The following is a 22,522-nucleotide window of genomic DNA, read 5'->3' as shown; positions in this document are numbered from 1 at the left end:
CACGCCCATGCTGCCCAGCCTTGACGAACTGACAGAGAACCAGCTGACCGAGTTGGAACGGCTGTTGTCCCCCACCTCCGCCGACGGCGACGAGCCGGCCCAGCACGAGCTGGTCGCCTACTACGTCCCCGCCGCCGGTGCCCTGGTGCCGACCGCGGCCGAACTGCGCGCCCACGCCGCCGCACTGCTGCCCGCCTCCCACGTGCCGGTCCGCTTCACCGCCGTGGCCGAGCTGCCCCGGCTCGCCAACGGCAAACTCGACCGCCGCGCCCTGGCGGCCGCAGTGCCTGCCCCGGCCGCCGCCGATGCCCCGGCCGCGCCGGGCACCGCTCCCGCCGACGACGTCGAGCGGTGGCTGGCCGGCGTGTGGGCGGACGTGCTGGAAACGCCGGTGCACACCGTCGAGGCGGACTTCTTCGCCCTGGGCGGCAGCTCGCTGCGCGCGGTGCGGGTGCTGGCCCGGATTGGGTCGGTCATCGGTGTCGAACTGCGCCTGGCCCGGCTGTTCGAGCACTCGACGCTGGCGGCCCTCGCCGCCCTGGTGCGGGAACAGGCCGACGAGGTGCCCGGGTTCGCCGAGATCGTCGCCGTCGCCGCCGAGGTGTACGCGCAGGAGCTGGACGACTCGGCGGCCGCCCGTGCCTGAACTGCTCCCGCGCTTCACCGGCCTCGCGCTGTACGGCAGTTGCTACCAGCAGTGCGTCGCCAACCTGCTCGACTGGCAGGGCGTGCCCGCCGCCGAGGAGGCCGTCGGCATGAGCTGGGGCTTCTCCTGGTCCGGCGGGGCCGCGCTGGACGGCAGCGGCCGCTGGCTCGCGGCAGCCGGCACCGGCTACGGCCTCGACATCGCCGACCTGCGGTTCGCCGACGCGGCGCAGGCGGCGGCGTACGAGCGGGAGTGCCTCGCCGCCGGGCCGCCGGTGGCCGCCGCCGTGGACGCCTTCCACCTGCCCTCCCCATTCGAGGGGAAGCAGCACATCACTCACTGCGTGATCGTCGTCGCGGCGGACGCCGAGGGCGTCGTCGTCGTCGATCCGATGAACAACCCCGAGCCGGTTCGCTACCGCCCGGGCGACTGGGCACGGCTGCGCTCGGAGCCGAGCGCCCAGGACGCCCGGCTGCTGCTGGTCCGGTCGGCGCCCACCCGGCGCCCCGGACCGGCCGAACTGGCCGGGGGACTCGGCGCGCAACTGCGCGAGCACGACGAGCGGGACGCCGCCGCGCTGGCCGACTACCTGGCCGGGAACGGCGAGGAGATGCCGGACGTGAGCGGTGTGGCAGCCGAGCGGATGTACCTGGCCCGGTTCCTCGCCGCACTGGCCGTCCCGCTGCCCGCGCTGCAGCCGGTCGCCGACGGCCTGGCCGCGCTGGAGCGCCGCTGGTACCTGGCCCACACGATCGCGCTGGAGGCCGGGGGCGTCCCGCCGGCGCGCCAGCTGCGGCTGATCCGCGACCTCGGCCAACGCGACCAGGAGCAGCGGCGGGCCGCGGCCGAGCTGCTGACGGCGATCACCCGGAACAACGAGGAGCACCCATGACCACCCCCCGAGAGCGCTGCGAGCGCGCCGTCCGGGCGGCGCTCGCCCGGAACGCCGAGGTGGAGCCCCCCGCCGACCGGCTGGCGGTCACCGACGACCTGTACGAGCACGGCCTGACCTCGCTCGCCTCCGCGCGGGTGATGCTCGCCGTGGAGGGTGAGCTGTCGATCGAGTTCCCGGAGGGGATGTTGACCCGGGCCCTGTTCGCAAGCATCGAGCGGCTCACCGACGCCTGTGTCGAGCTAGTCGAGTCGGTCGAGCGCGAGGGAGCGGCGCTGTGACCACCGGAACGGGGACCGCCCCGACGACCTCGCTGACCGAGGAGGGGGCGCTCGCCGCGATCGACGAGCGCGCCGAACTGCTGGAGAGCGAGGCCGTCCGCGCCGACCGGACCGCCACCGTGCCGGCCGCGAGCATCGAGGCGCTGCGCGAGGCCGGGCTGTGGGCCGCAGCGGTGCCCGTCCGGTACGGCGGCTCCGGCCTGGGTGTCGAGCAACTCACCCGGATCGGTTCCCGACTGGGCGGGCACTGCGCCGCCACCGCGATGATCTGGGCGATGCACCAGCTCCAGGTCGCCTGCCTGGCCCGCTCCGCCGCCGACTCCCCGGCGATCGCCGACTACCTGGCCGAGGCGGCCCGCGAGCAGCACCTGATCGCCTCGGTCACCTCTGAGGCGGGCGTCGGCGGAAACCTGCGGACCAGCCGCGCGGCCCTGGTCGCCGACGGCGGGCAGGTACGGCTGGAGAAGCGGGCGACCACCGTCTCGTACGGGCCGGTCGCCGACGCCTTCCTGATCACCGCCCGCCGGGACGAGCACGCCGCCGCCTCCGACCAGGTCCTGGTGCTGGCACGGCGCGATCAGCTGGAGCTGGAGCAGACCGGCGGCTGGAACACCCTCGGCATGCGGGGAACGGTCAGTCCGCCGTACCTGGTCCGGGCCGCCGTCCCGGCCGAGCAGGTGCTCTCCGAGCCGTTCGGTACCACCGCCACCCGCTGCATGGTGCCGCTGTCGCACGTACTGTGGGCCGGTGTCTGGACGGGCGTGGCCGGCGACGCGGCACGCCGCGCCGCCCGTCTCACCCGGGCCCGGGCGCGCGCCGCGTTGAGCGCCGGCGGCGACTTCGCCGACGAGCGGCTGGGCGAGGTTCACGCGCGTCTCGCGCTGCTCCAGGGCGCGGTGCGCCAGTTCGCCGCCGACTACGCACGCTGGGACGGCGGAACGGACGGCGAACATGCCGTCACCACCCGGGCCAACGCGTTGAAGACCTCGGTCTCCGTCGAGGCCTCCCGGATCGCCGAGGCTGCTCTGGAGATCTGCGGCATGGCCGGCTACACCGAGGACGGCCCCTACTCCCTCGCCCGGCACATCCGCGACCTGTACTCGGCCCGGCTGATGATCTCCAACCGGCAGATCGACCTGGCCACCTCCGACCTGCTGCTCCTCGGCGAAAGGGCCTTTCAGCTGTGAAGGAAACCGGAATCCCCGGGGCGCTCGCGCTCGGGCCGCAGTTCGAGCGGACCGTCCACGACCTCCAGGACGCGCTCACCTCGACGGCCGGCCCCGGCGCCGGGCCGACCTGGTACCCGCCGCTGATGAGCGCCGCACGGGTCGAGCAGGCCGAGTACGCGGAGTCGTTCCCGCACCTGCTCGGCACCGTGCACGCGTACTCGCCCGACCAGACGGGCCGCCGCGGCGGACCGACCGGCGAACGGCCGGCCACCGACGTCGTCCTGGCACCCGCGGTCTGCTACAACATCTACGCCGAACTGGCCGGGCAGATCCTGGACGAACAGGTCGTCCTCGACGCGGCCGGCTACTGCTACCGGCACGAGGCGACCAGCGAGACCGGCCGCTTCCGCACCTTCCGGATGCGCGAGTTCGTCGCCGTCGGCTCGCCGGAGCAGGCCGCCGACTGGCGCGACGCCTGGATCCCCCGCTGCGAGGCGTTCCTCGGCGGGCTCGGTCTGGACGTGAAGGTGGTCTCCGCCACCGACCCGTTCTTCGGACCGGGCGGGCGGCTGATGCGGTCCACCCAGCTCGAACAGGGGCTCAAGTACGAGTTCGTCGCCAAGCTCACCCCCGACGACCCGGGAACGGCCATCGCCTCGGCCAACCGGCACCGGGACCACCTGGGCCGCCGGTTCGACATCCGCCACGGCGGGGCCACTGCCCACAGCTCCTGCGTCGCCTTCGGCCTGGAGCGGATCACGCTCGCCTTGGTCCACGCGCACGGCGAGGACCGGCGCAACTGGCCCCGGATCACCGCGCCGACCGCCCCGACCGCGGCCTGACGACACCCCAGAGGAACGGAATGGCAACCGGCGGGTTCGAACGATTCAGCCAGCTGACCGCGCAGCAACGGCAGACCTTCCTGGCGCGCGCCGCGGAGGCCGCGGTCGCAGACCGGCTGCGGCTCTCGGAGGCGCAGCGGCGCCTCTGGTTCCTGGAGCGCCTCACCGACGGCGGCGCGCTGTACAACCTGCCGTCGGCGCACCGGTTCCGCGGCCCGTTCAGCGTGCCCGTGCTGCGCCGGGCGCTCGCCGACCTGTCGCAGCGGCACGAGATGCTGCGGATGCGCTACGTCGAGGTCCAGGGCGAGCCGCTGCAACTGCCCTCCGGTGCGCCGCTGGAGTGCCCGCTGGTCGACCTGAGCGGGCTCGAACCCGCCGCCCGGGAGGCCGAACTGCTCCGGTACACCGAGGCGGACGCGCGCACCCCGTTCGTGCTGGCCGGCGGGCCGCTGGTGCGGGCGTCCGTGCTGCGGATGGCCGAGGACGACCACGTCCTGCTGCTGAACCTGCACCACAGCATCGCCGACGGGTGGTCCCTCGACCTGCTCTACGGTGAACTGGAGGCGCGATACGAGGCCCACCTCGCCGGCGGCACGCCGCCTGCCCTGCCGGCGCCGGCCACCGGCTACCCCGGGTACGCGGCCGGCCGGCGGGCCTGGCTGGACGGGCCGGAGGCAGCGGACAGCCTCGCCTTCTGGCGCGCCGAACTCGCCGACGCACCCGCCGGTTCGGGCCTTCCCGTCGACCCGGTCAACCCGGCGCGCCGCCCCGGCGAGGGCGCCGTGGTCTCCCGGGAACTGCCCGAGCCGGCGACCACCGCCCTGCGCGAACTCGGCCGGGCCGAGGGCGCCACGCTGTTCATGGTGCTGCTGAGCGCCTACGCGGCCGTGCTGCGCCGCCACACCGGGCGGCAGGACCTGGTGGTCGGCAGCCCGGTCTCCGGGCGCGAGCAGGCGGACTGGGCCGAGGTCGTCGGCTTGTTCGTCAACACCACGGTGTTCCGGGTGCGGCCCGAGGGCGACGCCTCCTTCCGGGAACTGCTGTCGGCGGTGCGTGCCACCGCACTGCGCGCCTACGCGCACCAGGAGGTGCCCTTCGACTGGCTGGTGGACCGGCTGGGGGTGCGCCGGGAGCCCGGGCGCAACCCGCTGTTCAACGCCTTCCTGTCGGTGGAGGGCTTCTCCGAGCGACCGGTCCGGCTGGGCGGCCTCGTCGGCGAGGACGTCGAGGCGCACGCCGCCACCGCGTGGTTCGACCTCAGCCTCTGGATCGGCGAACGCCGCGACGGCGGCCTGCGGATCGACCTCACCTACGCGGCCGACCGCATCGCCCCGGCCACCGCGGAGGGGCTGGCCGACGACCTGCTCCGGCTCCTGGGCGCCGCACCCGCCGACCCCTCCGCCGCCGTCGAGACCCTGGCTCCCCGACTGCGCGAAGCGATCCGGGAACCGGAGCCGGAGACGACCGGCGCACCCGTCACGGGTGTCGGGCGCCGACCGGTGACCGAGTTGGAGCGCACCGTCGCGGCCACCTGGGGCGCGCTTCTCGACCGCGCCGAAGTGCTCCTGGACGACGACTTCTTCGAACTGGGCGGCCGCTCGCTGGTCGCCCTCCAAGCCGTCGCCCGGCTCAACGAGATCTGCGGGACCGACCTCCACCCGGTCGAACTCTTCGAGGCGCCCACCGTCGAGGCCTTCGCCAGGCTGCTGGGCGAGGCAGGCGACCCCGCCTCCGGGACGCTGCGCACCATTCGCCCCGGCAGCGGCCCGGCAGTGCTCTGCCTCCCGCCGATCGGCGGAGACATCCTCTGCTACGCGGCGCTGGCCGCCGCACTGGACACCGACCGGCCGGTGTACGCCGCCGCCGTCCCGGGCCTGCACGACGGGCGTGCCCCGCTGGACTCCGCCGCCGAACTGGCCGAGCACTACCTCGGGCTGCTGGCCGAGGAAGGCGTCGCCGAGCCGGTCACCCTGATCGGTTGGTCGATGGGCGGGGTGATCGCCGTGGAGATGGCGGAGCGGCTGGTCGCCGCCGGCACCCAGCCGGAGGTGGTCCTGATCGACAGCCCGATGCCCGGGCCCGGCGACGAGGACGCCGACCTGACCGCCGAGTTCAGCGCCTACCTGGCCGCCGCCGCGGGCCGTACCGGAGCCACCAGCGAGGCCGAGTGCCCTGACGACGGGGCGCTGTGGGCCTGGGCGCAGCAGCAGGGGATCATCGGCCCGGAGCTCGACGAGAAGCGCTTCACGGCGATGGCCGAGGTGTTCCGGACCAACGTCGCCGTGCTTGCCCGCCCCGGGGTCCCCGGGTACCGCGGCGAGGTCCTCTACCTGGCCGCCGCCGAGGACGCGGCCGACCTCCGATGGGCGCCCTGGGAGACCGCCCTGGGCGGCGGCCTGACCGTCCGTCCCGTCCCGGGCGACCATTTCAGCGTCATGACCAGGCCCCGAGTACAGCGGATTGCGGAGGAGATCGACACATGGTGGAAACGGCGACCGGCCAACGGCGCGGCGGCGCCGGGAGCGCGGTGACGGGGTTGGGGCCCGAGTTCGGCAAACTGTGGCTGGGCAGCGCCGTCTCCAATCTCGGCGACGGGGCGAGCTTCGTCGCCGTCCCGCTCCTGGCCACATCGCTCACCGATCGGCCGGAACTGGTGGCCGGGCTGTCCACGGCCTACGCGCTTCCCCGGCTGCTGGTGGCCGTGCTGAGCGGCGTCGCGGTGGACCGCTTCGACCGCCGCCGGCTGCTGGTCGGGGTGAACCTGGCCCGGGGCGCCGTCCTGGCGGGCCTCGGACTGCTGGTCTGGCTGGGCCTCGCCTCCATCTGGGCGCTGTACGGCGTGTTCGTCGTGCTCGGCCTGTTCGAGACGTTGTCCGACGTCTCGTCCTTCTCCTTGTTGCCCACCGTGGTCTCCCCGGGGCACCTGGACCGGGCCAACGGCCGGCTGGCGGCCGCGCAGACGGTCTGCGACGAGATCGCCGGGCCGCCACTGGGCGGACTGCTGTTCGGCATCGCCGCCATCCTGCCCGTGCTGCTGGACGCCTCCTCCTTCGTACTGGCCGCGCTGTGCTTCTGGTGGTTGAAGGGCGACTTCACCCCCGGGGCCGCGGCCTCGTCGGCAGAGGAGCGACCGAACGCGCTGCGGGAGATCGGCGAGGGCCTGCGGTTCCTGGCCGGGCACCGGCTGCTGCGCACCCTGGCGCTGATGTCAGTGGTCACCAACCTGGCGTACATGCTGCCGTTCTCGGTGCTGGTGCTCTTCGCCACCGACGGCCTGGGGCTGACCCCGGCCGAGTACGGCCTGGCGCTGACCGTCTCGGCGGTGGGCAGCCTGATCGGCAGTTTCGCCGCCCCGTCGGTGCGCCGGCTGCTCGGCACCGAGCGCACGATCTGCGCGACCCTGCTGCTGGGCGCCCTGGCCTACTCCCTGATGGCCGTCACCGGCTCGGCGCTGCTGGTGACCGCGATGCTGGCGCTCTACTTCTTCTACACCACGGTCTGGACGATCACGGTGTCGTCGCTGCGCCAGAGGCTGATCCCGGGCGAGCTGATCGGCCGGGTCACCGGGGCCACCCGCTCTTTCAGCCTGCTCGGCCTGTTGGTGGGCTCACTCGGTGGAGGCTTGCTCGCCGCCCACCTGGGCCTGCGTGCCCCGCTCTGGTGCGCCGCTGCCCTGCTCGGACTGACCGCCCTGCTGTCGCTCCCCCTGGCCCTGCGGGCGGACCTCGGACCGCTCCGGGCCGACCGGCAGGAGGAGGCCGACACCCAGCCCACGGCCTGACGTCCGCCGCCCTCCCGCCAAGCGGATTCCACGGCGGAGGGCGGCGCCGTTCGTTCTGCCGCTGGACGCCCCAACCGCCGTCCTCGGACGGCCCGCGGCGGCTGATGCCCGGCCGGCCGCGGTCGGGTGATGGGGAACGGAACCGGGTCAAGCGTCCAGGCGGCGGGCACCCGCGCACCCGCCCCGACCATCTCGGCGGCGATAGGGCCTACAGCTCCCGCCGGAACCGGCGCTACCTGCGCCGACGCCAGATCGAGCACACCATTCCCGAACCGAAGGACCAGCGGGCCAACCGCCACCGCGGGGGCAGCAAGGGCGGCAGACCGGCCGGATTCGACAAGGGGATGTACAAGCGACGCAACGAAGTCGAGCGCACGATCAACCAGCTCAAGCAGTCTCGGGCCCTGGCCACGCGATACGACCAGGTAGTCGTCGCCTCCGACGGCGAATCCCTCGACCCGGTCCGTGACGGTGTCGCGGGCCGTGAGGAACAGCACCGGCACCGTCCGGCCGGTGCCGCGCAGCTTCCGCACGTCCTCCAGAGCGTCCCCGGACGGCAACATCCGGTCGAACACGACGCAGTCGTAGTCGGTCACGAACAGCGCCTCGTCCGCCGCAGGAAGGTCCGCCGCCTCGTCGACGGCCAGACCGGCACCGCGAAGCGCCGCGACGACGGCGAAGCGCAGATCTGCCTCGTCCTCGACCACCAGCACCCGCATCTGCGGCACCATATCCCCAGCTGGGGCCGGTGGGCTCCCCGGTCCGGGCCGTGGAAGGACGCGTGCAGTCACGCGTTCGGAGGAACTCCGAGATGCTTGCGGCCGGACCTCGGCAAGAGCCCGAGCGCACTCACGTGATGGCCCACAGGATGCACGGCTCGTGCTTCATGGACCCAGGCGCGAGAGGCGCTACACAGAACTCCTGCCGAGATCGAACCCGGTGCACTCTCCTCTCGCATCGCGAGCCCGAGAGCGTTCCGGCTGAGCGGGTGGCCTAGCGTTTCCGCAGGTCAGAGGCACCCTTAGGAGTCGTAGTAGAGCTCAAACCTGCTTGCATGGGAAGCCAGAGCACACGTCAGTCGTTCACGTCGAACACCACGGTGACGGGCGCGTGGTCGGACCAGCGCTCGCCGTGGGTGGCGGCGCGTTCGACGTAGGCCTCGACGGCCTTGGCGGCGAGGCCGGGGGTGGTGACCTGGAGGTCGATGCGCCAGCCGGAGTCGTTGTCGAAGGCGCGGCCGCGGTAGGACCACCAGGTGTAGGGGCCGGTGCGGTCGGGGTGGAGGGCGCGGACGACGTCGACGTAGCCGGCTTCGTCGTAGACGCGGGAGAGCCAGGCGCGTTCCTCGGGGAGGAAGCCGGCGGACTTCTGGTTGGCCTTCCAGTTCTTGAGGTCCTCGGGGCGGTGGGCGATGTTCCAGTCGCCGCAGACCACGACCTCGCGGCCGTCGGCGGCGGCGCGGGCGCGCAGGGTGGTGAGGTGGACGAGGAATTCCGCCATGAAGCGTTCCTTCTCGTCCTGGCGCTCGGTGCCGACTTCGCCGGAGGGGAGGTAGAGGCTGGCGACGGTCAGGCCGGGGAGGTCGATTTCCACATACCTGCCCGAATTGTCGAATTCCTCCGAGCCGAATCCGATCGCGGTGCGCTGCGGCTCCTTGCGGGAGAGGATGGCGACTCCGGCGCGGCCCTTGGCGACGGAGGGGGCCCAGACCGCGTGCCAGCCGTCCAGGTCGCGCAGCTCGACGGGCAGCTGCGCGGGCTCGGAGCGCACCTCCTGCAGGCAGATCACGTCCGCCTCGGTGCCGGCCAGCCACTCGACGAAGCCCTTCTTGGCCGCCGCCCGGATTCCGTTCACGTTCACACTCGTCACCACGATCACCCGGGCAGCCTACCGACTGACCGCATCCGGCCCGCAGCTGGACGCGCGGCGGCGGGTGCGGGAGTGGCCTGTCGTGAACGCGGCATGAATATCCGCGACGGCTGCGTCAAGCGCTGCCATTGGTCTTGACCATCTCCGGAAGAAGCCCCTAGGGTCGCTTACTGCAAGGACCTTTAATAAAGAAGGACGGATAAAGCCCCGCTCTCCCACCTGCCGCAACAGCGGACAGCGGGCCCGGGATCCGCCCTCCTTGTCGCAGGGCGGACAGCACACAGGTGGAGGACGCGGTGGGAACGACTGGACAGCTTTCGGCGGTGCCGGAGCCGAAGTACTGGCACCTGCGCACCGTGCTGCTGCGGGCCATCGACTCGGAGTTCTCCACCGGCCAGGTGCTGCCCAACGAGCGCGAGCTCTCCGCCCGCTTCGGAGTGGCCCGGGCGACGCTGCGGCAGGCGCTCGACCAGCTGGAGCTGGAGGGCCGTCTGGTCCGGCGCCGGGGCATCGGCACGCTGATCGCCGCCCCGCGGGTCGGCGTCCCGGTGAACCGGCAGGAGGAGGGCTGGCCCGGCGCCGCCCGCAGCCAGTCCTGGCGGACGATCGACTGCACCACCGCCCCCGCCACCGCGCAGCTGGCCAGGACGCTCGGCATCGCGGAGGGCGCCACCGTGCACACCGTCCGCCGGGTCCGCCTGGTGGAGGGGCGCGCGATGGCCACCGAGTCGCTGCACGTCCCGGCGGCGGCGCTGCCGCACCTGCCCGGCTTCCGCGCCGAGAGCGACCGTGCCCGCTCGGTGCTGCGCCAGCTGGAGCGGCTGGAGGTCGACGGGGAGTCGCGCTCGGTCGAGCTCGGTGTCGCCGAGGCCGAGCAGGCCGCGCTGCTGGAGCGCCCGCCCGGCGCCCCGGTCCTGGTCATGACCACCCAGTACGCCTCGGCCGGCCGCCTGGTGGCGGTGGCCGTCGCGACCTACCGGGCGGACACCTGCAAGCTGACCTTCGGAGAGGCCGGCCTGGTCGAGGTCACCCCGGTCGCCGACGCGGCGACCGCGGACGTGCGCACCGCGTCCTGACGTCACGGCGGAGCCGACGCACCGCCCCTGAACCACCTGCCGCACACCCTCAGGTCGAGGCCCGGACGCCGGTCGGCGTCCGGGCCTTTGCCGTTGGGGAAGCCGCACGGCGCCACGACCGCGTCACGACCGTGCCGCCACCATGACCGCGCCATGACCGCGCCGCAGCCGCCCCCGGCGCCCGCCGCCGAAGCCCCTGGAGCCCGCGTCAGATCCGGGGCGGGTCGACCGCGAACAGCTGCTCCTCGACCTGGTCCAGGGCGACGCGCAGGGCGCCCATCGCCACGACCTCCGAGCCGAGTGCCGCCAGGGCGACCTCGGGGGCTCGCAGCGTGAACTGGGCGAGGCGCTCGCGCAGCGGGTCCAGGACGCCGTCGAGGCCGGCCGCCCAGCCGCCGATGACCACCAACTGCGGGTCGATGGCGAGGACGAGCGCGGCGACGCCCTGGACGAGTCGGGTGAGGAAGCGGTCCATGGCGACCTTGGCGACCTCGTCGCCCTCCCGGGCCAGCCGCAGGACACGGGCGACGGCGGCCTCGTCCAGCGGGTTGAGCGGCTTGCCGGTGGTGGACAGCAGGCGCTCGGGGGTGACCTCCTGCCCGAGCAGGTGCAGGGCGCCGATCTCGCCGGCCGCGCCGCCGTAACCGCGGTGCAGCCGGCCGTTGATGAGGGAGCCGGCGCCCGGGCTGAGGCCGGCCATCACGAAGACGACGTCGTCGGCGCCGACCGCCGAGCCCTGCCAGTGCTCGGCGATGGCGGCGAGGTTGGCGTCGTTCTCGATCAGGACCGGGCAGCGGAAGGAGCGCCGCAGCCGGGCGCCGAGGTCGAGGCCGGTCCAGCCGGGCATCGCGGTGCCGAGCCGGACGGTGCCGTCGCGGTCGACGATGCCGGGGGTGCCGATGCCGACGGCCCAGAGGTTGTCCCGGGAGATGCCGGCCTTGCGCAGCACCTCGGCGACGGCGGTGCGGACGGCGGTGAGCCGCTCCTCGGCGTCCAGGGTCTCGTCGACCGGCTTGAAGTGACTGCCCACCACCTCGCCGGTGACGTCGGCCAGGATGACCCGGATGTCGTGCACGCCGATCTCGATGCCGAGGACGTGCCCGGCCTCGGCGCGGAAGCGGAACCAGCGGGCGGGGCGGCCGCGGCGGCCGGTGCCCGGCTGGCCGTCCTCCTTGGGCTGTTCGACCTCGGCGACCAGCCCGGTCTCGACCAGGCCCTCGATCACGCCCTCGACGGTCGGACGGGAGAGTCCGGTCTCGCCGACGAGCTGAGTGAGGGTCACGGAGTGGCCGTTCCGCAGCGCCCGGAGCGTGACCGCCGCGTTGATCCGCCGCAGCAGCGAGGAGTCTCCTCCGGTGAGCCGATCCGCCAATGCGATGCCCTTCGCCGTTCGCGCGACTGCCCTGGCGCGCGGTGTCGAGTGCGCGGAGCCCACCGAATGGCCCGCGGGGTTGCGCCCCCGGAACCCCGGAACGCGGCGGCGGGAGACCGCCCGCGCGAGGGCCGGAGGACATCCGGAGCCTACCCGGGGAGCGCCCCGGGCGGCGAGGATCCTCGCAGCTCACCCAGGCTTCGGTATCGAAATGGTACGGATCGGGTGGCGGCGGGGGGCCGGGGCTTCACCGCCCGGCCACGGATGGTCGCGCACGGGGCGAGGACCTTCCGGCGCAGGCCCGGTACGGGCCCGGGGCGGGCCGGACGCAGGCCCCGGCCGAGGCCCGGAGCAGGCCCACCTCGGACCCCGCGGGCCCGCCTCAGTCCACCCGCGCCGCGAACAGCCGCTGCCCCAGCAGCGCCATCGGGTGCCCGTCCTCCGGCAGGGTGTGGACGGTCGGGCAGCCCGCCGCGGTGAGGGCGGCCTGCCAGTGTTGCGGAGGGTGGGCGGTGGCGGGGCTCTGGGCGTGGCCGGTGATCAGCAGGTCGAGCTGTTCGGCGGTGGGGGCGAGGAGGAGCAGCCGGCCGCCGGGGGCGAGCAGCCGGACCAGCGAACGGACTTCGTCCTCCGGCGCCCGGGCCGCCGACGCGGTGGCGACGACGACGTGGTAGCGCCCGCCGTCGGCGGTGAGGTGGTGCTCGGCGGTGGGGCGGGGCCGGGCGGCGAGGGCGCGGGCGACGGCGGTCTCGGCGCCGTCGAGGGCGTGGCCGAGTTCCAGGACGCGCAGCGGTGCCGGTCCGTCGTGGGCCTCGGCGGTGCGGCGCACCAGTGCGCCGAGGGCGGTGCCGAGGTAGCCGCGGGCGGCGGTCCAGCGGACGGGGGCGGTGGCCGGGCGGGGTGTCTCCTCGCCGCTGAGCAGCCGGGGCAGCCGCGCGGCGCCGCGCCGGACCCGGTCCAGGGCGGCGGCCGGGCCCAGCCCGTCGGCCCAGGCCTCGACGGCCGGCCGCCAGGACTCGCGGACCTCGGCGGCGGTGAGCGGGGGCGCGTCGTGGCGGGCGTGGAAGACGGGGCCCTGGGCGCCGCCGTCGTGGCGGGTGATCAGGGCGTGGCGGGCGAGGGCGTCGAGCCAGCGGGTCACCCGGGGGCGCTGGGCGGGGGTGACCATGGCGGTGGCGAGGAGCTCGGCCTCGGAGTACCCGCGGGCGGGGTCGGTGAGGACGCCGCTCTGCTGGAGGGTCAGCAGCAGGGAGGAGAGGACCGCCCGGTCGAGATGGGCGCCGAAGTCGTGGAGCTGTCCCTCGGTGACGCCGATGCTGTGCTTCCAGGCGGCGGCCGCGGCGGCTTCGGCGTCGGCGCGCAGTCGGCGGTCGGCGGCTTCGGCGTCGTCCTCGGGGGCGCGGACGTGGGCGAGGACGGCGCCGAGGGCGTCGACGGCGGCGTACACGTCCTCCTGGCGGGGTTCGGGGCCGATGTGCAGGACCAGCCGGAGCGCGCCGAGGTCGTGGTCGGTCAGGCGGGGCAGGCGGCTGAATCGCCAGAGCAGGGCGGAGGGGAGGCTGAGGTGGGTGGTGCGGTGGGCGGCGAGGGCGGCGAGCTGCTCGTCGGGGTGCTGTTCGGGGTCGTCGCAGTGGACGGTGCCGCCGGCCAGGAGGGTGGCGAGGGCGAGTTCGACGGCGAGGTCGGTGACGGGGTGCAGCACGGTGTGCCGGATCGGCGGCGGGCCGAGGACACCGGCCCAGTACCGCAGCCGCTGCTCGGCGGCGCGGGCGGCGGAGGGCGCCAGCGCGGCGTGTTCGGCGACGCGCCCGGCGAGGGCCCGCGGCAGGCCGTCCGCCGGGGAGACGCCGAGCAGCAGGCCGGTGCCGCTGATCGCGCGCCCGTCGGCGACGACGGCGGGCCGGTCGCCGAGTTCGCGCAGCGCGGTGACCAGGGCAGAGGAGTTGGGCACGGTTATCACTTCCAGGACGTGGGGGGAAACCGCACTACTGAACCATGTGCTCAGGTCGGGGGAGGGCGCCGCAGAGTCAAAATTCCGTAATGATTTTCATATTGGACAGCCAAACCGGTGGGGTGCGGGCAGGGAGAAGTTGGCGCAAAGAGGACGGACGTTCGCATTCCGGAAGTGCCGCACGATCCCTTGACACCCGGTTCGGGTACTGGGTTACTGGGCTCGGCGCGCGCCTGACCGAACGATCGGTAGGCACCTCGGGCCAGGCCGACCAGCGAAGGAGCGACGATGACCGGCACCGCACCCGTCACGCCCAGGCCGGGAGAGCCGCCCCGACGCCCGCAAGCGCAGCCCGGGGACCCCGCCGAGCGGCCCCGCCGGCTCGGGGCGCCGATCCCCTCCGGGCTCCTGGACGCCGGCGAGCGGATGGGCGTGGACGAGCTGCGCGCCCTCCAGCTCAGCCGGCTGCGGGCCACCCTGCGGCACGCCTACGACCACGTCGAGCTCTACCGCCGCAAGTTCGACGCGGCCGGCGTCCGCCCCGAGGACTGCCGCACCCTGGCCGACCTGGCCCGCTTCCCCTTCACCACCAAGGCCGACCTGCGCGAGGGCTACCCCTACGGGATGTTCGCGGTGCCGATGGAGCGGGTCCGCCGGATCCACGCCTCCAGCGGCACCACCGGCCTGCCGACGGTGGTCGGCTACACCGAGAACGACCTCGCCGTGTGGGCCGACGTGGTCGCCCGCTCGATCCGCGCGGCGGGCGGCAGACCCGGCCACAAGGTGCACATCGCCTACGGCTACGGCCTGTTCACCGGGGGCCTCGGCGCGCACTACGGCGCCGAGCGGGCCGGCTGCACCGTGATCCCGGCCTCCGGTGGCATGACCGCCCGGCAGGTGCAGCTGATCCGGGACTTCGAGCCCGAGATCATCATGGTCACCCCGTCCTACCTGTTGACCCTGCTCGACGAGTTCGAGAAGCAGGGGATCGACCCGCGTGGCACCTCGCTCAAAGTGGGCATCTTCGGGGCCGAGCCCTGGACGGAGGAGATGCGCCGGGAGATCGAGGAGCGGCTCGACCTGCACGCCGTCGACATCTACGGCCTCTCGGAGGTGATCGGCCCGGGCGTCGCCCAGGAGTGCGTGGAGACCAAGGACGGGCTGCACATCTGGGAGGACCACTTCTACCCGGAGGTCGTCGACCCGATCACCGACGAGGTGCTGCCCGAGGGCGAGGGTGGCGAGCTGGTCTTCACCTCCCTCACCAAGGAGGCGCTGCCCGTCATCCGGTACCGCACCCGCGACCTCAGCCGCCTGCTGCCGGGCACCGCCCGCCCGGCGTTCCGGCGGATGGAGAAGGTCACCGGGCGCTGCGACGACATGATCATCCTGCGCGGGGTGAACGTCTTCCCGACCCAGATCGAGGAGATCCTGCTGCGCACCCCGGGCGTCGCGCCGCACTTCCAGCTGCGGCTGGCCACCGAGGGGCGGCTGGACCGGATGACGGTCCGGGTCGAGGCCCGGCCGGAGGCGTCCGCCGAGCAGCGCGACGCCGCGCGGGCGGCGATCGCCGGCGCGGTGAAGGACGGGGTCGGCGTCACGGTCGCGGTCGAGGTGGTCGAGCCGTACACGCTGGAGCGCTCGGTCGGGAAGATCAAGCGGGTGGTGGACGAGCGGGGGTGAGCCCCGTCGCGAGGTGAGCCCCTTCGTGGGGTCAGCCCCGTCGTGGGGTGAGCCGCGGCGTGAGGTGAACCCTGTCGTTGGCTGAACCCCGTCGCGGGGTGGCCGGACGAGAGGTCGGAGGCGCGCGGCTGTCCGGGGGGTGATGCCGCGCGCCTCCGACGTCTACAGAAATGTAGACGGACGATCGGTGCCGAGTCCAGCCGCCTCCCCGGCTACCCGTTCGGACCACCGGATTCGTGGGCTCGGCACATGCTTCCCAGACTCGGAGAGGAGAAGGGGGTGGACCCAACCGGAGAGGCATCTTCATGAGCATCGGGCTTCGCCGCGTCCTCGCGGTCACCGCCGTGGTTTCCCTCGGCCTCGGCATGGCGTCCTGTGGCAGCGCCAAACAGTCGTCAGGAAGCGGTTCCTCGGGCAGCGCGGCCGCGAGCGGCAGTGCCTCCGTGGGAGCCGTCCGGATCGGTCTGCTGCTGCCGGAGACCAAGACCACCCGCTACGAGCAGTTCGACCGTCCGCTGATCGAGCAGAAGATCAAGGAGATCGCGCCGCAGGCCCAGATCGACTACTACAACGCCAACCAGGACGCGACGCTCCAGCAGACCCAGGTGGACACCGCCCTGACCAAGGGCGACAAGGTGCTGATCCTGGACCCGGTCGACTCCAAGTCGATCCAGTCCTCGGTCCAGAAGGCCCACGACGCCGGCGTCAAGGTGCTCGCCTACGACCGCCTGGCCCAGGGCCCGGTCGACGCGTACGTGTCCTTCGACAACCACAAGGTCGGCCAGCTGCAGGGCCAGGCCCTGGTCGAGGCGGTGGGGGACAAGGCCAACGCCGGCCAGATCATCATGATCAACGGCTCGCCCACCGACCCCAACGCGGCCGACTTCAAGGCCGGCGCGCACAGCGCCATCGACGGCAAGCTGAAGATCGGCAAGGAGTACGACACCCCGCAGTGGGACCCGAACCAGGCCAACCAGGAGGCCGCGGCGGGCATCACCGCGATCGGCGCGGCCAACGTCGTCGGCATCTACTCCGCCAACGACGGCATGGCTGCCGGTATCGCGACCGCGCAGAAGGCCGCGGGCATCAACACCCCGCTCACCGGCCAGGACGCCCAGCTCGACGCCATCCAGCGGATCCTGATCGGCACCCAGACCATGACGGTCTACAAGCCGTTCAAGCCGGAGACCGACGCCGCGGCCGAGATGGCCGTCGCCATGGCCGGTGGCGGCACCCCGGGCCCCTCCCTCGCGCCCACGACGGCGACCAACGGCAGCAACAACAAGGTGCTGGCCAATCTGCTCACCCCGATCGTCGTCAAGAAGGACAACGTCAAGACCACCGTCGTCCAGGACGGCCTCTACACCGTGGCCCAGATCTGCACGCCGGACTACGCCTCCGCCTGCCAGTCCGCCGGCCTGATGTAACCGGCGTCGCCGTCCCGGCGCCGTCCGTCCGACGTCGCCCGTCCGGCCTCGCCCCCTCGACGTCGCGCTCCCGACGTCCCCCCTCGAACCCGAACAGGCCCCGCCTCCACGACGGAGGCGGGGCAAGGGAGTTGGTCACTGTGGCAGGTGAGACCGTACTGGCCCTGCGTGGGGTCTCCAAACGGTTCGGCGCCGTGCAGGCGCTCACCGACATCGAACTGGAGGTGCACGCCGGCGAGGTGGTGGCCCTGGTCGGCGACAACGGCGCCGGCAAGTCCACCCTGGTCAAGGCCATCGCCGGGGTGCACCAGCCCGACGAGGGCGTCATCGAGTGGCAGGGGAAGCCGGTGGCCATCCACCGGCCGCAGGACGCCCAGCAGTTGGGCATCGCGACGGTCTACCAGGACCTCGCGCTCTGCGACAACCTCGACGTGGTCGGGAACCTCTTCCTCGGCCGCGAGATCCGCCGCTTCACCATCCTCGACGAGGTCGCGATGGAGAAGCGCTCCCGGGCCCTGCTGGACACCCTCTCCATCCGCATCCCCAGCGTGCGGATCCCCGTCGCCTCGCTGTCCGGCGGTCAGCGCCAGGTCGTCGCGATCGCCCGCGCGCTGATCGGCTCGCCCAGGGTCGTCATGCTGGACGAACCCACCGCGGCCCTCGGTGTCGAGCAGACCGCCCAGGTGCTCGACCTGGTCGAACGGCTGCGCGAACAGGACCACGGCGTGATCCTCATCAGCCACAACATGGCCGACGTGATGGCCGTCGCGGACACCGTCGCGGTGCTGCGCCTCGGCCGCAACAACGGCGTCTTCGACAAGCGCTACACCAACCAGGAAGAGATCATCTCGGCCATCACCGGTGCCACGGACAACGCCGTGACCCGCCGGAGGGCCCGGGGCCAGGAGGGTTCCGAGTGAGCGAGAACATCCCCGGGAGCCCCCCGGGCGGCGAGCCCGAACGCCGGCACGTCCCGGTGCCCGAGGACAGCATGCCGTACGGCGGCGTCAACGCCCCCGAGCCGGTCGCCCCCGGGGCGACCCCCGCCGTCGACCCCCGGCTGATCGTCCGGCAGGAGGGCGTCAAGGGCTACCTCGGGGAGTTCCGCCGGCGCCTGAGCAGTGGTGAACTCGGCTCGCTGCCGGTCGTCCTGGCACTGATCGTGATCTGGGCCGTGTTCGGCAGCCTCAACAGCAGCTTCCTGTCCGCCCAGAACCTCTCCAACCTGTCCCAGCAGATCGTCGGCACCGGCATGATCGCGATCGGTGTGGTCTTCGTGCTGCTGCTCGGCGAGATCGACCTCTCGGTCGGCTCGGTCAGCGGCCTGTGCGCCGCGATCTACGCCGTCCTGAGCGTGACCAACGGCGTCAACCAGTGGCTGGCGCTGCTCACGGCCCTGGTCGGAGGCGCCGTGGTCGGCTGCATCCAGGGCGTCTTCTTCGCCAAGGTCGGCGTCCCGGCCTTCGTCGTCACCCTCGCCGGCAACCTCGGCTGGAACGGCCTGATGCTGCAGATCCTCGGCGCCACCGGCACGGTCAACCTCCCGGGCACCGACATCGTCTCCAGGCTCTACAGCACCATCTACGGCCAGCAGGCCGCCGCCTACGGTGCCGCGGCGGTCGGCGTCCTGCTGTTCCTGTTCGCCTCGCTGGTCGACGCCCGGCGGCGGCAGGCCGCGGGCGTGCCGTCCCGCCCGCCGACCGACATCGTGCTGCGCACCGTCCTGCTGGCGATCGTCGCCTTCCTCGCCGCCTACACGCTCAACCAGTACAAGGGGCTGCCCCTCGCGCTGCTGATCTTCCTGATCTTCATCGTGGTGCTGGACTTCGTGCTGCGCCGCACGTCCTACGGCCGCCAGGTGTTCGCGCTCGGCGGCAACATCGAGGGCGCCCGGCGTGCGGGCATCAACGTGGCCTGGATCCGGATCAGCGTCTTCACGATCTGCTCCACGATGGCGGCCGTCGGCGGCCTCTTCCTGGCCGCGCAGATCCAGTCGGCCAGCCAGACCTCCGGCGGCGGCAACCTGCTGATGAACGCCATCGCGGCGGCCGTCATCGGCGGCACCAGCCTCTTCGGCGGTCGCGGCAAGACCTGGTCGGCGCTGCTCGGTGCGCTGGTGATCGGCTCGATCCAGTCGGGGATGAACATCCAGGGCCTGAGCAACGCCATCCAGTTCATGATCACCGGCCTGGTCCTGCTGGCCGCCGTCGTGGTCGACTCGCTGGCCCGCCGCACCCAGAAGGCCGCGGGCCGGGCCTGAGCGCCCGGGGGAGGGGCCGAGCCCCCGCGGACGGGCGAACGCTCGCCGCGGGGGCTCTATGCTGCGGGCATGCCGAGTGAGCTGCGTACTCTTCAGCCGACCGAGGACCTCGCCTTCATCCGGCGCGAGACCGAGCTGAAGCCCGTCCCCTTCGTGCCCGAGATCAGCCTGCACATGGCCGAGGACGCGATCGTCCTCTGGGAGACCACCGAGCGGGCGCGCGGGGAGGCCGGGCTGCCGCCGCCGTTCTGGGCCTTCGCCTGGGCGGGCGGTGTGGCCGTCACCCGCTACGTGCTGGACCACCCCGAACTGGTGCGGGGCCGTACCGTGCTGGACGTCGCGGCCGGCTCCGGGCTGATCGGCGTCGCCGCCGCCCGCTGCGGCGCGGCCTCGGTGCGGGCCGCCGAGATCGACGCCTACGCGGTCGCCGCGATCGGCCTCAACGCCGAGGCCAACGGGGTGCGGGTGGACGGCGCCCTGGTCGACCTGGTGGACGGCGACGGCGCCCCGGCCGAGGTGGTCCTCGCGGGCGACGTCTTCTACGAACGCGCCATGGCCGCCCGCTTCCTGCCCTTCCTGGAACGGGCCGCCGCGCGCGGGGCCACCGTCATCGTCGGCGACCCGGGCCGCGCCTACCTGCCCCGGGAGCGCTTCACGGCGGTGGCGGCCTACCGGGTGCCGGTGGTCGCCGACCTGGAGGACACGGCGGTGAAGACCACCACGGTGTGGCGGCTGGGCTGACGGCCGCTCATCGCGTCATCGCGGCGCGGGCGCGGGCGCGGGCGCGGTGGGGCGGTGGGGCCAGTGCGACCGCTGACGCTCGGTCATGTCAGGATGGTTACCGTCTGGTAATCAGAAGATGTCCAGGCAGAGAACCATGCACCACCGTAAGGAGTCACCCATGCGTCGACGCATCCCCGCCCTGGTCCTGACCGCCGCCCTCGCCGGCGGCGCTCTGGCGACGGTCGCCCAGGTCGCCACCGCCCAGCCCGCGGCCGCCGCCTCGATCACCGTCGACCTCAACCAGATGCGCCAGCAGGTCCACCAGCTGCGCCAGAAGGCCGACCGCCTGGAGCACGAGGGCGAGCGCGACGCGGCTCGCAAGGCCCGCGCCCAGGCCGACGCGCTGCAGCGCCGGATCGACCAGATCGAGAAGTCCGAGCGCGACACCTCCCACCACATCTGACAGCCGCGTCCCGGCCGCCGTCCGCTCCGCCCCTCCGTCGGGCCGGGGCGGGCGGCGCCTCGTCCCGGCCGTCCAGGACGTGGAATCCCCGGCGCCGCGGCAGAACCGGCTGCTAGACAGGCCCGCATGACCGACCAGATCGCCCTGCGCCCCGCCACCCCCGACGAGATCCCCGCCGTGCTCACCCTCTGGGGCCGGGCCGCCAAGGGCGCCAGCATCACGGACGACGAGGCGGGAGTGGCCGCGCTGCTCGCCCGCGACCCGGAGTGCCTGATCGTCGCCACCCCCGCCGACGACCCGGCGGCGCTGCTCGGCACCGTGATCGCCGGCTGGGACGGCTGGCGCTGCCACCTCTACCGGCTCGCCGTCGACCCCGCCCACCGCCGCCGCGGCATCGGCGCCGCCCTGCTGGCCGCCGCGGAGGAACGCTTCACCGCACTCGGCGGTCGCCGCGCGGACGCCATGGTGCTCGACGACAACGCCCTCGGCCACCGCACCTGGCAGGCCGCCGGCTACGCCCCCGAGCCGCAGTGGAGCCGCTGGGTCAAGCCGCTGACGGGCTGACCGGGCGCGCGGCCGGACCCACCGGTGCGGCACCCGGGGCGGGCTTCGCGCGCTGCCCCGGGTGCCGTACGGCGTTCCGGCGTCAGCCGCGGAGGGCGGCGAGCCAGGCCTCGACCTCGTCGGAGCGGCGGGGGAGGGCGGCGGAGAGGTTCTCGTTGCCGTCCTCGGTGACCAGGATGTCGTCCTCGATCCGCACGCCGATGCCCCGGTACTCCTCCGGCACGGTCAGGTCGTTCTCCTGGAAGTAGATGCCCGGCTCGACGGTGAGCACCATGCCCGGCTTCAGCGGGCCGTCCACGTGGAGCTCGGTGAGGGAGTGCGCGCAGTCGTGGACATCGATGCCCAGCATGTGGCCGGTGCCGGCCAGGGTGAAGCGGCGGTGCAGGCCCAGCTCGTACACCTTGTCGGCGGTCAGGTCCCCGAACAGGCCCCAGGAGGTGAGGTGTTCGGCCAGCTCGCGCTGGGCGGCGCGGTGGAAGTCGCGGAAGTCCGCGCCCGGCTTGACGGCGGCGATGCCGGCCTCCTGGGCCGCGTACACGGCGTCGTAGACCTTGCGCTGCAGGTCGGTGAAGCGGCCGCTGACCGGCAGGGTCCGGGTGATGTCGGCGGTGTAGAGGTGGTTGGTCTCCACACCGGCGTCGAGCAGCAGCAGGTCGCCGGGCTTGGCGTGGCCGTCGTTGCGCACCCAGTGCATGGTGGTGGCGTGCGGGCCGGCCGCGGCGATGGTGCCGTAGCCCACGTCGTTGCCCTCGACCCGGGCGCGGACGAAGAAGGTGCCCTCGATCAGCCGCTCCGCCGTCTCGGTGTCGGTGCCGAGCACCCGCACCACGTCCTCGAAGCCGCGCGCCGTCGCCGCGCAGGCGAAGCGCAGCTCGGCGATCTCGAACTCGTCCTTCACCAGGCGCAGCCCGGACAGGAAGACCTCGAACTCCTCGTCCCGCTCGGCGACCACCCGGTCCTTCAGGGCCTCCTCCACGCCCGCGTCGTGGCGGCGCAGCACCCGCACCGGGCCGGTGGCGGCGCGCAGGTCGGCGCGCACGGTGCGGACGTCCCGGCAGGGGAGGCCGAGCAGCCGCTCGCTCTCGGTCAGGCTGTTGCGGCGGCCGTCCCACAGCTCGCCGTGGGTGTCCAGCCAGAACTCGCCGTTGTCGATCCCGGAGCGGTTGCGCAGGTAGAGGACGGCGGTGTGGCCGCTCTCGCCGGTGGGCTCCAGCACCAGCACCGCGTCCTGGGACTGATCGCCGGTCAGGTAGGCGTAGTCGGAGGACGGACGGAACGGGTAGTCGGTGTCGTTGGCCCGGACCTTGGGGTTGCCGGACGGCACCACCAGCAGCTCGCCGGGGAAGGCGGCGGACAGCGCGGCGCGGCGACGGGCGGTGTGGGCGGCCTGCGGGTTCGGCTCCAGGGCGGTGCGCTCGGTGTCGGCCCAGCCCTGCTTCATGTTCTCGGCGAGCTCGTCCGTGACGCCGCGGGTGAGGCCGTTCTTCCGGTACGTGATGGTGTCGGCGGGCTCGGTCACTAGG

19 protein-coding genes and 2 pseudogenes are annotated in these 22,522 nt (G+C 73.4%); 16 read left to right on the top strand and 5 right to left on the bottom strand.

Translation table 11 applies throughout. The features are described 5' to 3' along the window. Window positions 1-7 precede the first annotated feature (7 nt). From ACZ6Y7_RS24570 to ACZ6Y7_RS24535, 8 genes and pseudogenes are all read left to right on the top strand, one after another. Entirely contained in the window at window positions 8-646 is a 639-nt protein-coding gene (locus ACZ6Y7_RS24570) for a phosphopantetheine-binding protein (RefSeq protein ID WP_465760083.1), read from the top strand. Then, window positions 639-1,538, top strand: coding sequence for a hypothetical protein (locus ACZ6Y7_RS24565; protein WP_465760082.1), 900 nt, complete (start codon window positions 639-641; stop codon window positions 1,536-1,538). The genes ACZ6Y7_RS24570 and ACZ6Y7_RS24565 overlap by 8 nt, the downstream gene beginning before the upstream one ends. After that, the gene (locus ACZ6Y7_RS24560) at window positions 1,535-1,819 is read left to right on the top strand and encodes an acyl carrier protein (protein ID WP_465760081.1); all 285 of its coding nucleotides are present in this window, start codon (window positions 1,535-1,537) and stop codon (window positions 1,817-1,819) included. Before ACZ6Y7_RS24565 ends, ACZ6Y7_RS24560 begins: the two co-directional genes overlap by 4 nt. Then, entirely contained in the window at window positions 1,816-3,006 is a 1,191-nt protein-coding gene (locus ACZ6Y7_RS24555; protein WP_465760080.1) for an acyl-CoA dehydrogenase family protein, read from the top strand. Before ACZ6Y7_RS24560 ends, ACZ6Y7_RS24555 begins: the two co-directional genes overlap by 4 nt. Then, window positions 3,003-3,830, top strand: coding sequence for an aminoacyl--tRNA ligase-related protein (locus ACZ6Y7_RS24550; protein ID WP_465760079.1), 828 nt, complete (start codon window positions 3,003-3,005; stop codon window positions 3,828-3,830). Before ACZ6Y7_RS24555 ends, ACZ6Y7_RS24550 begins: the two co-directional genes overlap by 4 nt. Window positions 3,831-3,850: 20 nt before the next feature. After that, window positions 3,851-6,361 (top strand): alpha/beta fold hydrolase, encoded by a 2,511-nt coding sequence (locus ACZ6Y7_RS24545; RefSeq protein ID WP_465760078.1) that lies wholly within the window; start codon window positions 3,851-3,853, stop codon window positions 6,359-6,361. After that, complete coding sequence (locus ACZ6Y7_RS24540; protein WP_465760077.1) at window positions 6,310-7,611, top strand: MFS transporter; 1,302 nt, start codon at window positions 6,310-6,312, stop codon at window positions 7,609-7,611. The genes ACZ6Y7_RS24545 and ACZ6Y7_RS24540 overlap by 52 nt, the downstream gene beginning before the upstream one ends. Before the next feature lie 134 nt (window positions 7,612-7,745). Next, window positions 7,746-8,036 (top strand): annotated as a pseudogene (locus ACZ6Y7_RS24535) (transposase); the annotation flags it as partial. A gap of 54 nt (window positions 8,037-8,090) precedes the next feature. On the opposite strand, the pseudogene ACZ6Y7_RS24530 reads toward ACZ6Y7_RS24535, so the two are convergent. After that, window positions 8,091-8,330: pseudogene (locus tag ACZ6Y7_RS24530) on the bottom strand (response regulator transcription factor); the annotation flags it as partial. 355 nt (window positions 8,331-8,685) lie between these two features. Next, complete coding sequence (locus tag ACZ6Y7_RS24525; protein WP_465760076.1) at window positions 8,686-9,489, bottom strand: exodeoxyribonuclease III; 804 nt, start codon at window positions 9,487-9,489, stop codon at window positions 8,686-8,688. 287 nt (window positions 9,490-9,776) lie between these two features. On the opposite strand from ACZ6Y7_RS24525, the gene ACZ6Y7_RS24520 reads away from it, so the two are divergent. Next, window positions 9,777-10,556: a GntR family transcriptional regulator gene (locus ACZ6Y7_RS24520; RefSeq protein WP_465760075.1), complete on the top strand. Its 780-nt coding sequence runs from the start codon at window positions 9,777-9,779 to the stop codon at window positions 10,554-10,556. A gap of 208 nt (window positions 10,557-10,764) precedes the next feature. On the opposite strand, the gene ACZ6Y7_RS24515 is transcribed toward ACZ6Y7_RS24520, so the two are convergent. Beyond that, a complete protein-coding gene (locus ACZ6Y7_RS24515) occupies window positions 10,765-11,928 on the bottom strand; it encodes an ROK family protein (protein WP_465760074.1) in 1,164 nt (387 codons plus the stop codon). A 382-nt stretch (window positions 11,929-12,310) separates the two neighbouring features. Continuing rightward, window positions 12,311-13,879 (bottom strand): hypothetical protein, encoded by a 1,569-nt coding sequence (locus tag ACZ6Y7_RS24510; protein ID WP_465760073.1) that lies wholly within the window; start codon window positions 13,877-13,879, stop codon window positions 12,311-12,313. Between the two features lie 426 nt (window positions 13,880-14,305). On the opposite strand from ACZ6Y7_RS24510, the gene paaK reads away from it, so the two are divergent. From paaK to ACZ6Y7_RS24475, 7 genes are all read left to right on the top strand, one after another. Next, a complete protein-coding gene (gene paaK, locus ACZ6Y7_RS24505) occupies window positions 14,306-15,562 on the top strand; it encodes a phenylacetate--CoA ligase PaaK (RefSeq protein WP_465760117.1) in 1,257 nt (418 codons plus the stop codon). 305 nt (window positions 15,563-15,867) lie between these two features. Continuing rightward, the gene (locus tag ACZ6Y7_RS24500; protein ID WP_465760072.1) at window positions 15,868-16,989 is read left to right on the top strand and encodes a substrate-binding domain-containing protein; all 1,122 of its coding nucleotides are present in this window, start codon (window positions 15,868-15,870) and stop codon (window positions 16,987-16,989) included. 140 nt (window positions 16,990-17,129) lie between these two features. After that, the gene (locus ACZ6Y7_RS24495) at window positions 17,130-17,909 is read left to right on the top strand and encodes an ATP-binding cassette domain-containing protein (RefSeq protein WP_465760071.1); all 780 of its coding nucleotides are present in this window, start codon (window positions 17,130-17,132) and stop codon (window positions 17,907-17,909) included. A 71-nt stretch (window positions 17,910-17,980) separates the two neighbouring features. Next, window positions 17,981-19,249: a sugar ABC transporter permease gene (locus ACZ6Y7_RS24490; RefSeq protein ID WP_465760116.1), complete on the top strand. Its 1,269-nt coding sequence runs from the start codon at window positions 17,981-17,983 to the stop codon at window positions 19,247-19,249. Window positions 19,250-19,318: 69 nt separating this feature from the next. Continuing rightward, window positions 19,319-19,990: a class I SAM-dependent methyltransferase gene (locus ACZ6Y7_RS24485; protein ID WP_465760070.1), complete on the top strand. Its 672-nt coding sequence runs from the start codon at window positions 19,319-19,321 to the stop codon at window positions 19,988-19,990. A 160-nt stretch (window positions 19,991-20,150) separates the two neighbouring features. Next, complete coding sequence (locus tag ACZ6Y7_RS24480) at window positions 20,151-20,435, top strand: hypothetical protein (RefSeq protein ID WP_465760069.1); 285 nt, start codon at window positions 20,151-20,153, stop codon at window positions 20,433-20,435. Between the two features lie 126 nt (window positions 20,436-20,561). After that, entirely contained in the window at window positions 20,562-20,999 is a 438-nt protein-coding gene (locus ACZ6Y7_RS24475; protein WP_465760068.1) for a GNAT family N-acetyltransferase, read from the top strand. 82 nt (window positions 21,000-21,081) lie between these two features. On the opposite strand, the gene ACZ6Y7_RS24470 is transcribed toward ACZ6Y7_RS24475, so the two are convergent. Continuing rightward, the gene (locus ACZ6Y7_RS24470; RefSeq protein ID WP_465760067.1) at window positions 21,082-22,518 is read right to left on the bottom strand and encodes an aminopeptidase P family protein; all 1,437 of its coding nucleotides are present in this window, start codon (window positions 22,516-22,518) and stop codon (window positions 21,082-21,084) included. Window positions 22,519-22,522 lie beyond the last annotated feature (4 nt).

This window comes from Kitasatospora sp. NPDC053308 (assembly GCF_055585785.1).
The sequence above is the reverse complement of the archived record's forward strand: the minus strand, read 5'-3'. Positions and strand labels throughout refer to the sequence as shown.

Bases quoted from the DNA above. Each gene is read 5' to 3' on its own strand.
- ACZ6Y7_RS24570 (WP_465760083.1), top strand. From the start codon at position 8: ATGCTGCCCAGCCTTGACGAACTGACAGAGAACCAGCTGACCGAGTTG.
- ACZ6Y7_RS24560 (WP_465760081.1), top strand. From the start codon at position 1,535: ATGACCACCCCCCGAGAGCGCTGCGAGCGCGCCGTCCGGGCGGCGCTC.
- ACZ6Y7_RS24545 (WP_465760078.1), top strand. From the start codon at position 3,851: ATGGCAACCGGCGGGTTCGAACGATTCAGCCAGCTGACCGCGCAGCAA.
- ACZ6Y7_RS24540 (WP_465760077.1), top strand. From the start codon at position 6,310: ATGGTGGAAACGGCGACCGGCCAACGGCGCGGCGGCGCCGGGAGCGCG.
- paaK (WP_465760117.1), top strand. From the start codon at position 14,306: ATGGGCGTGGACGAGCTGCGCGCCCTCCAGCTCAGCCGGCTGCGGGCC.
- ACZ6Y7_RS24500 (WP_465760072.1), top strand. From the start codon at position 15,868: ATGAGCATCGGGCTTCGCCGCGTCCTCGCGGTCACCGCCGTGGTTTCC.
- ACZ6Y7_RS24490 (WP_465760116.1), top strand. From the start codon at position 17,981: ATGCCGTACGGCGGCGTCAACGCCCCCGAGCCGGTCGCCCCCGGGGCG.
- ACZ6Y7_RS24485 (WP_465760070.1), top strand. From the start codon at position 19,319: ATGCCGAGTGAGCTGCGTACTCTTCAGCCGACCGAGGACCTCGCCTTC.
- ACZ6Y7_RS24480 (WP_465760069.1), top strand. From the start codon at position 20,151: ATGCGTCGACGCATCCCCGCCCTGGTCCTGACCGCCGCCCTCGCCGGC.
- ACZ6Y7_RS24475 (WP_465760068.1), top strand. From the start codon at position 20,562: ATGACCGACCAGATCGCCCTGCGCCCCGCCACCCCCGACGAGATCCCC.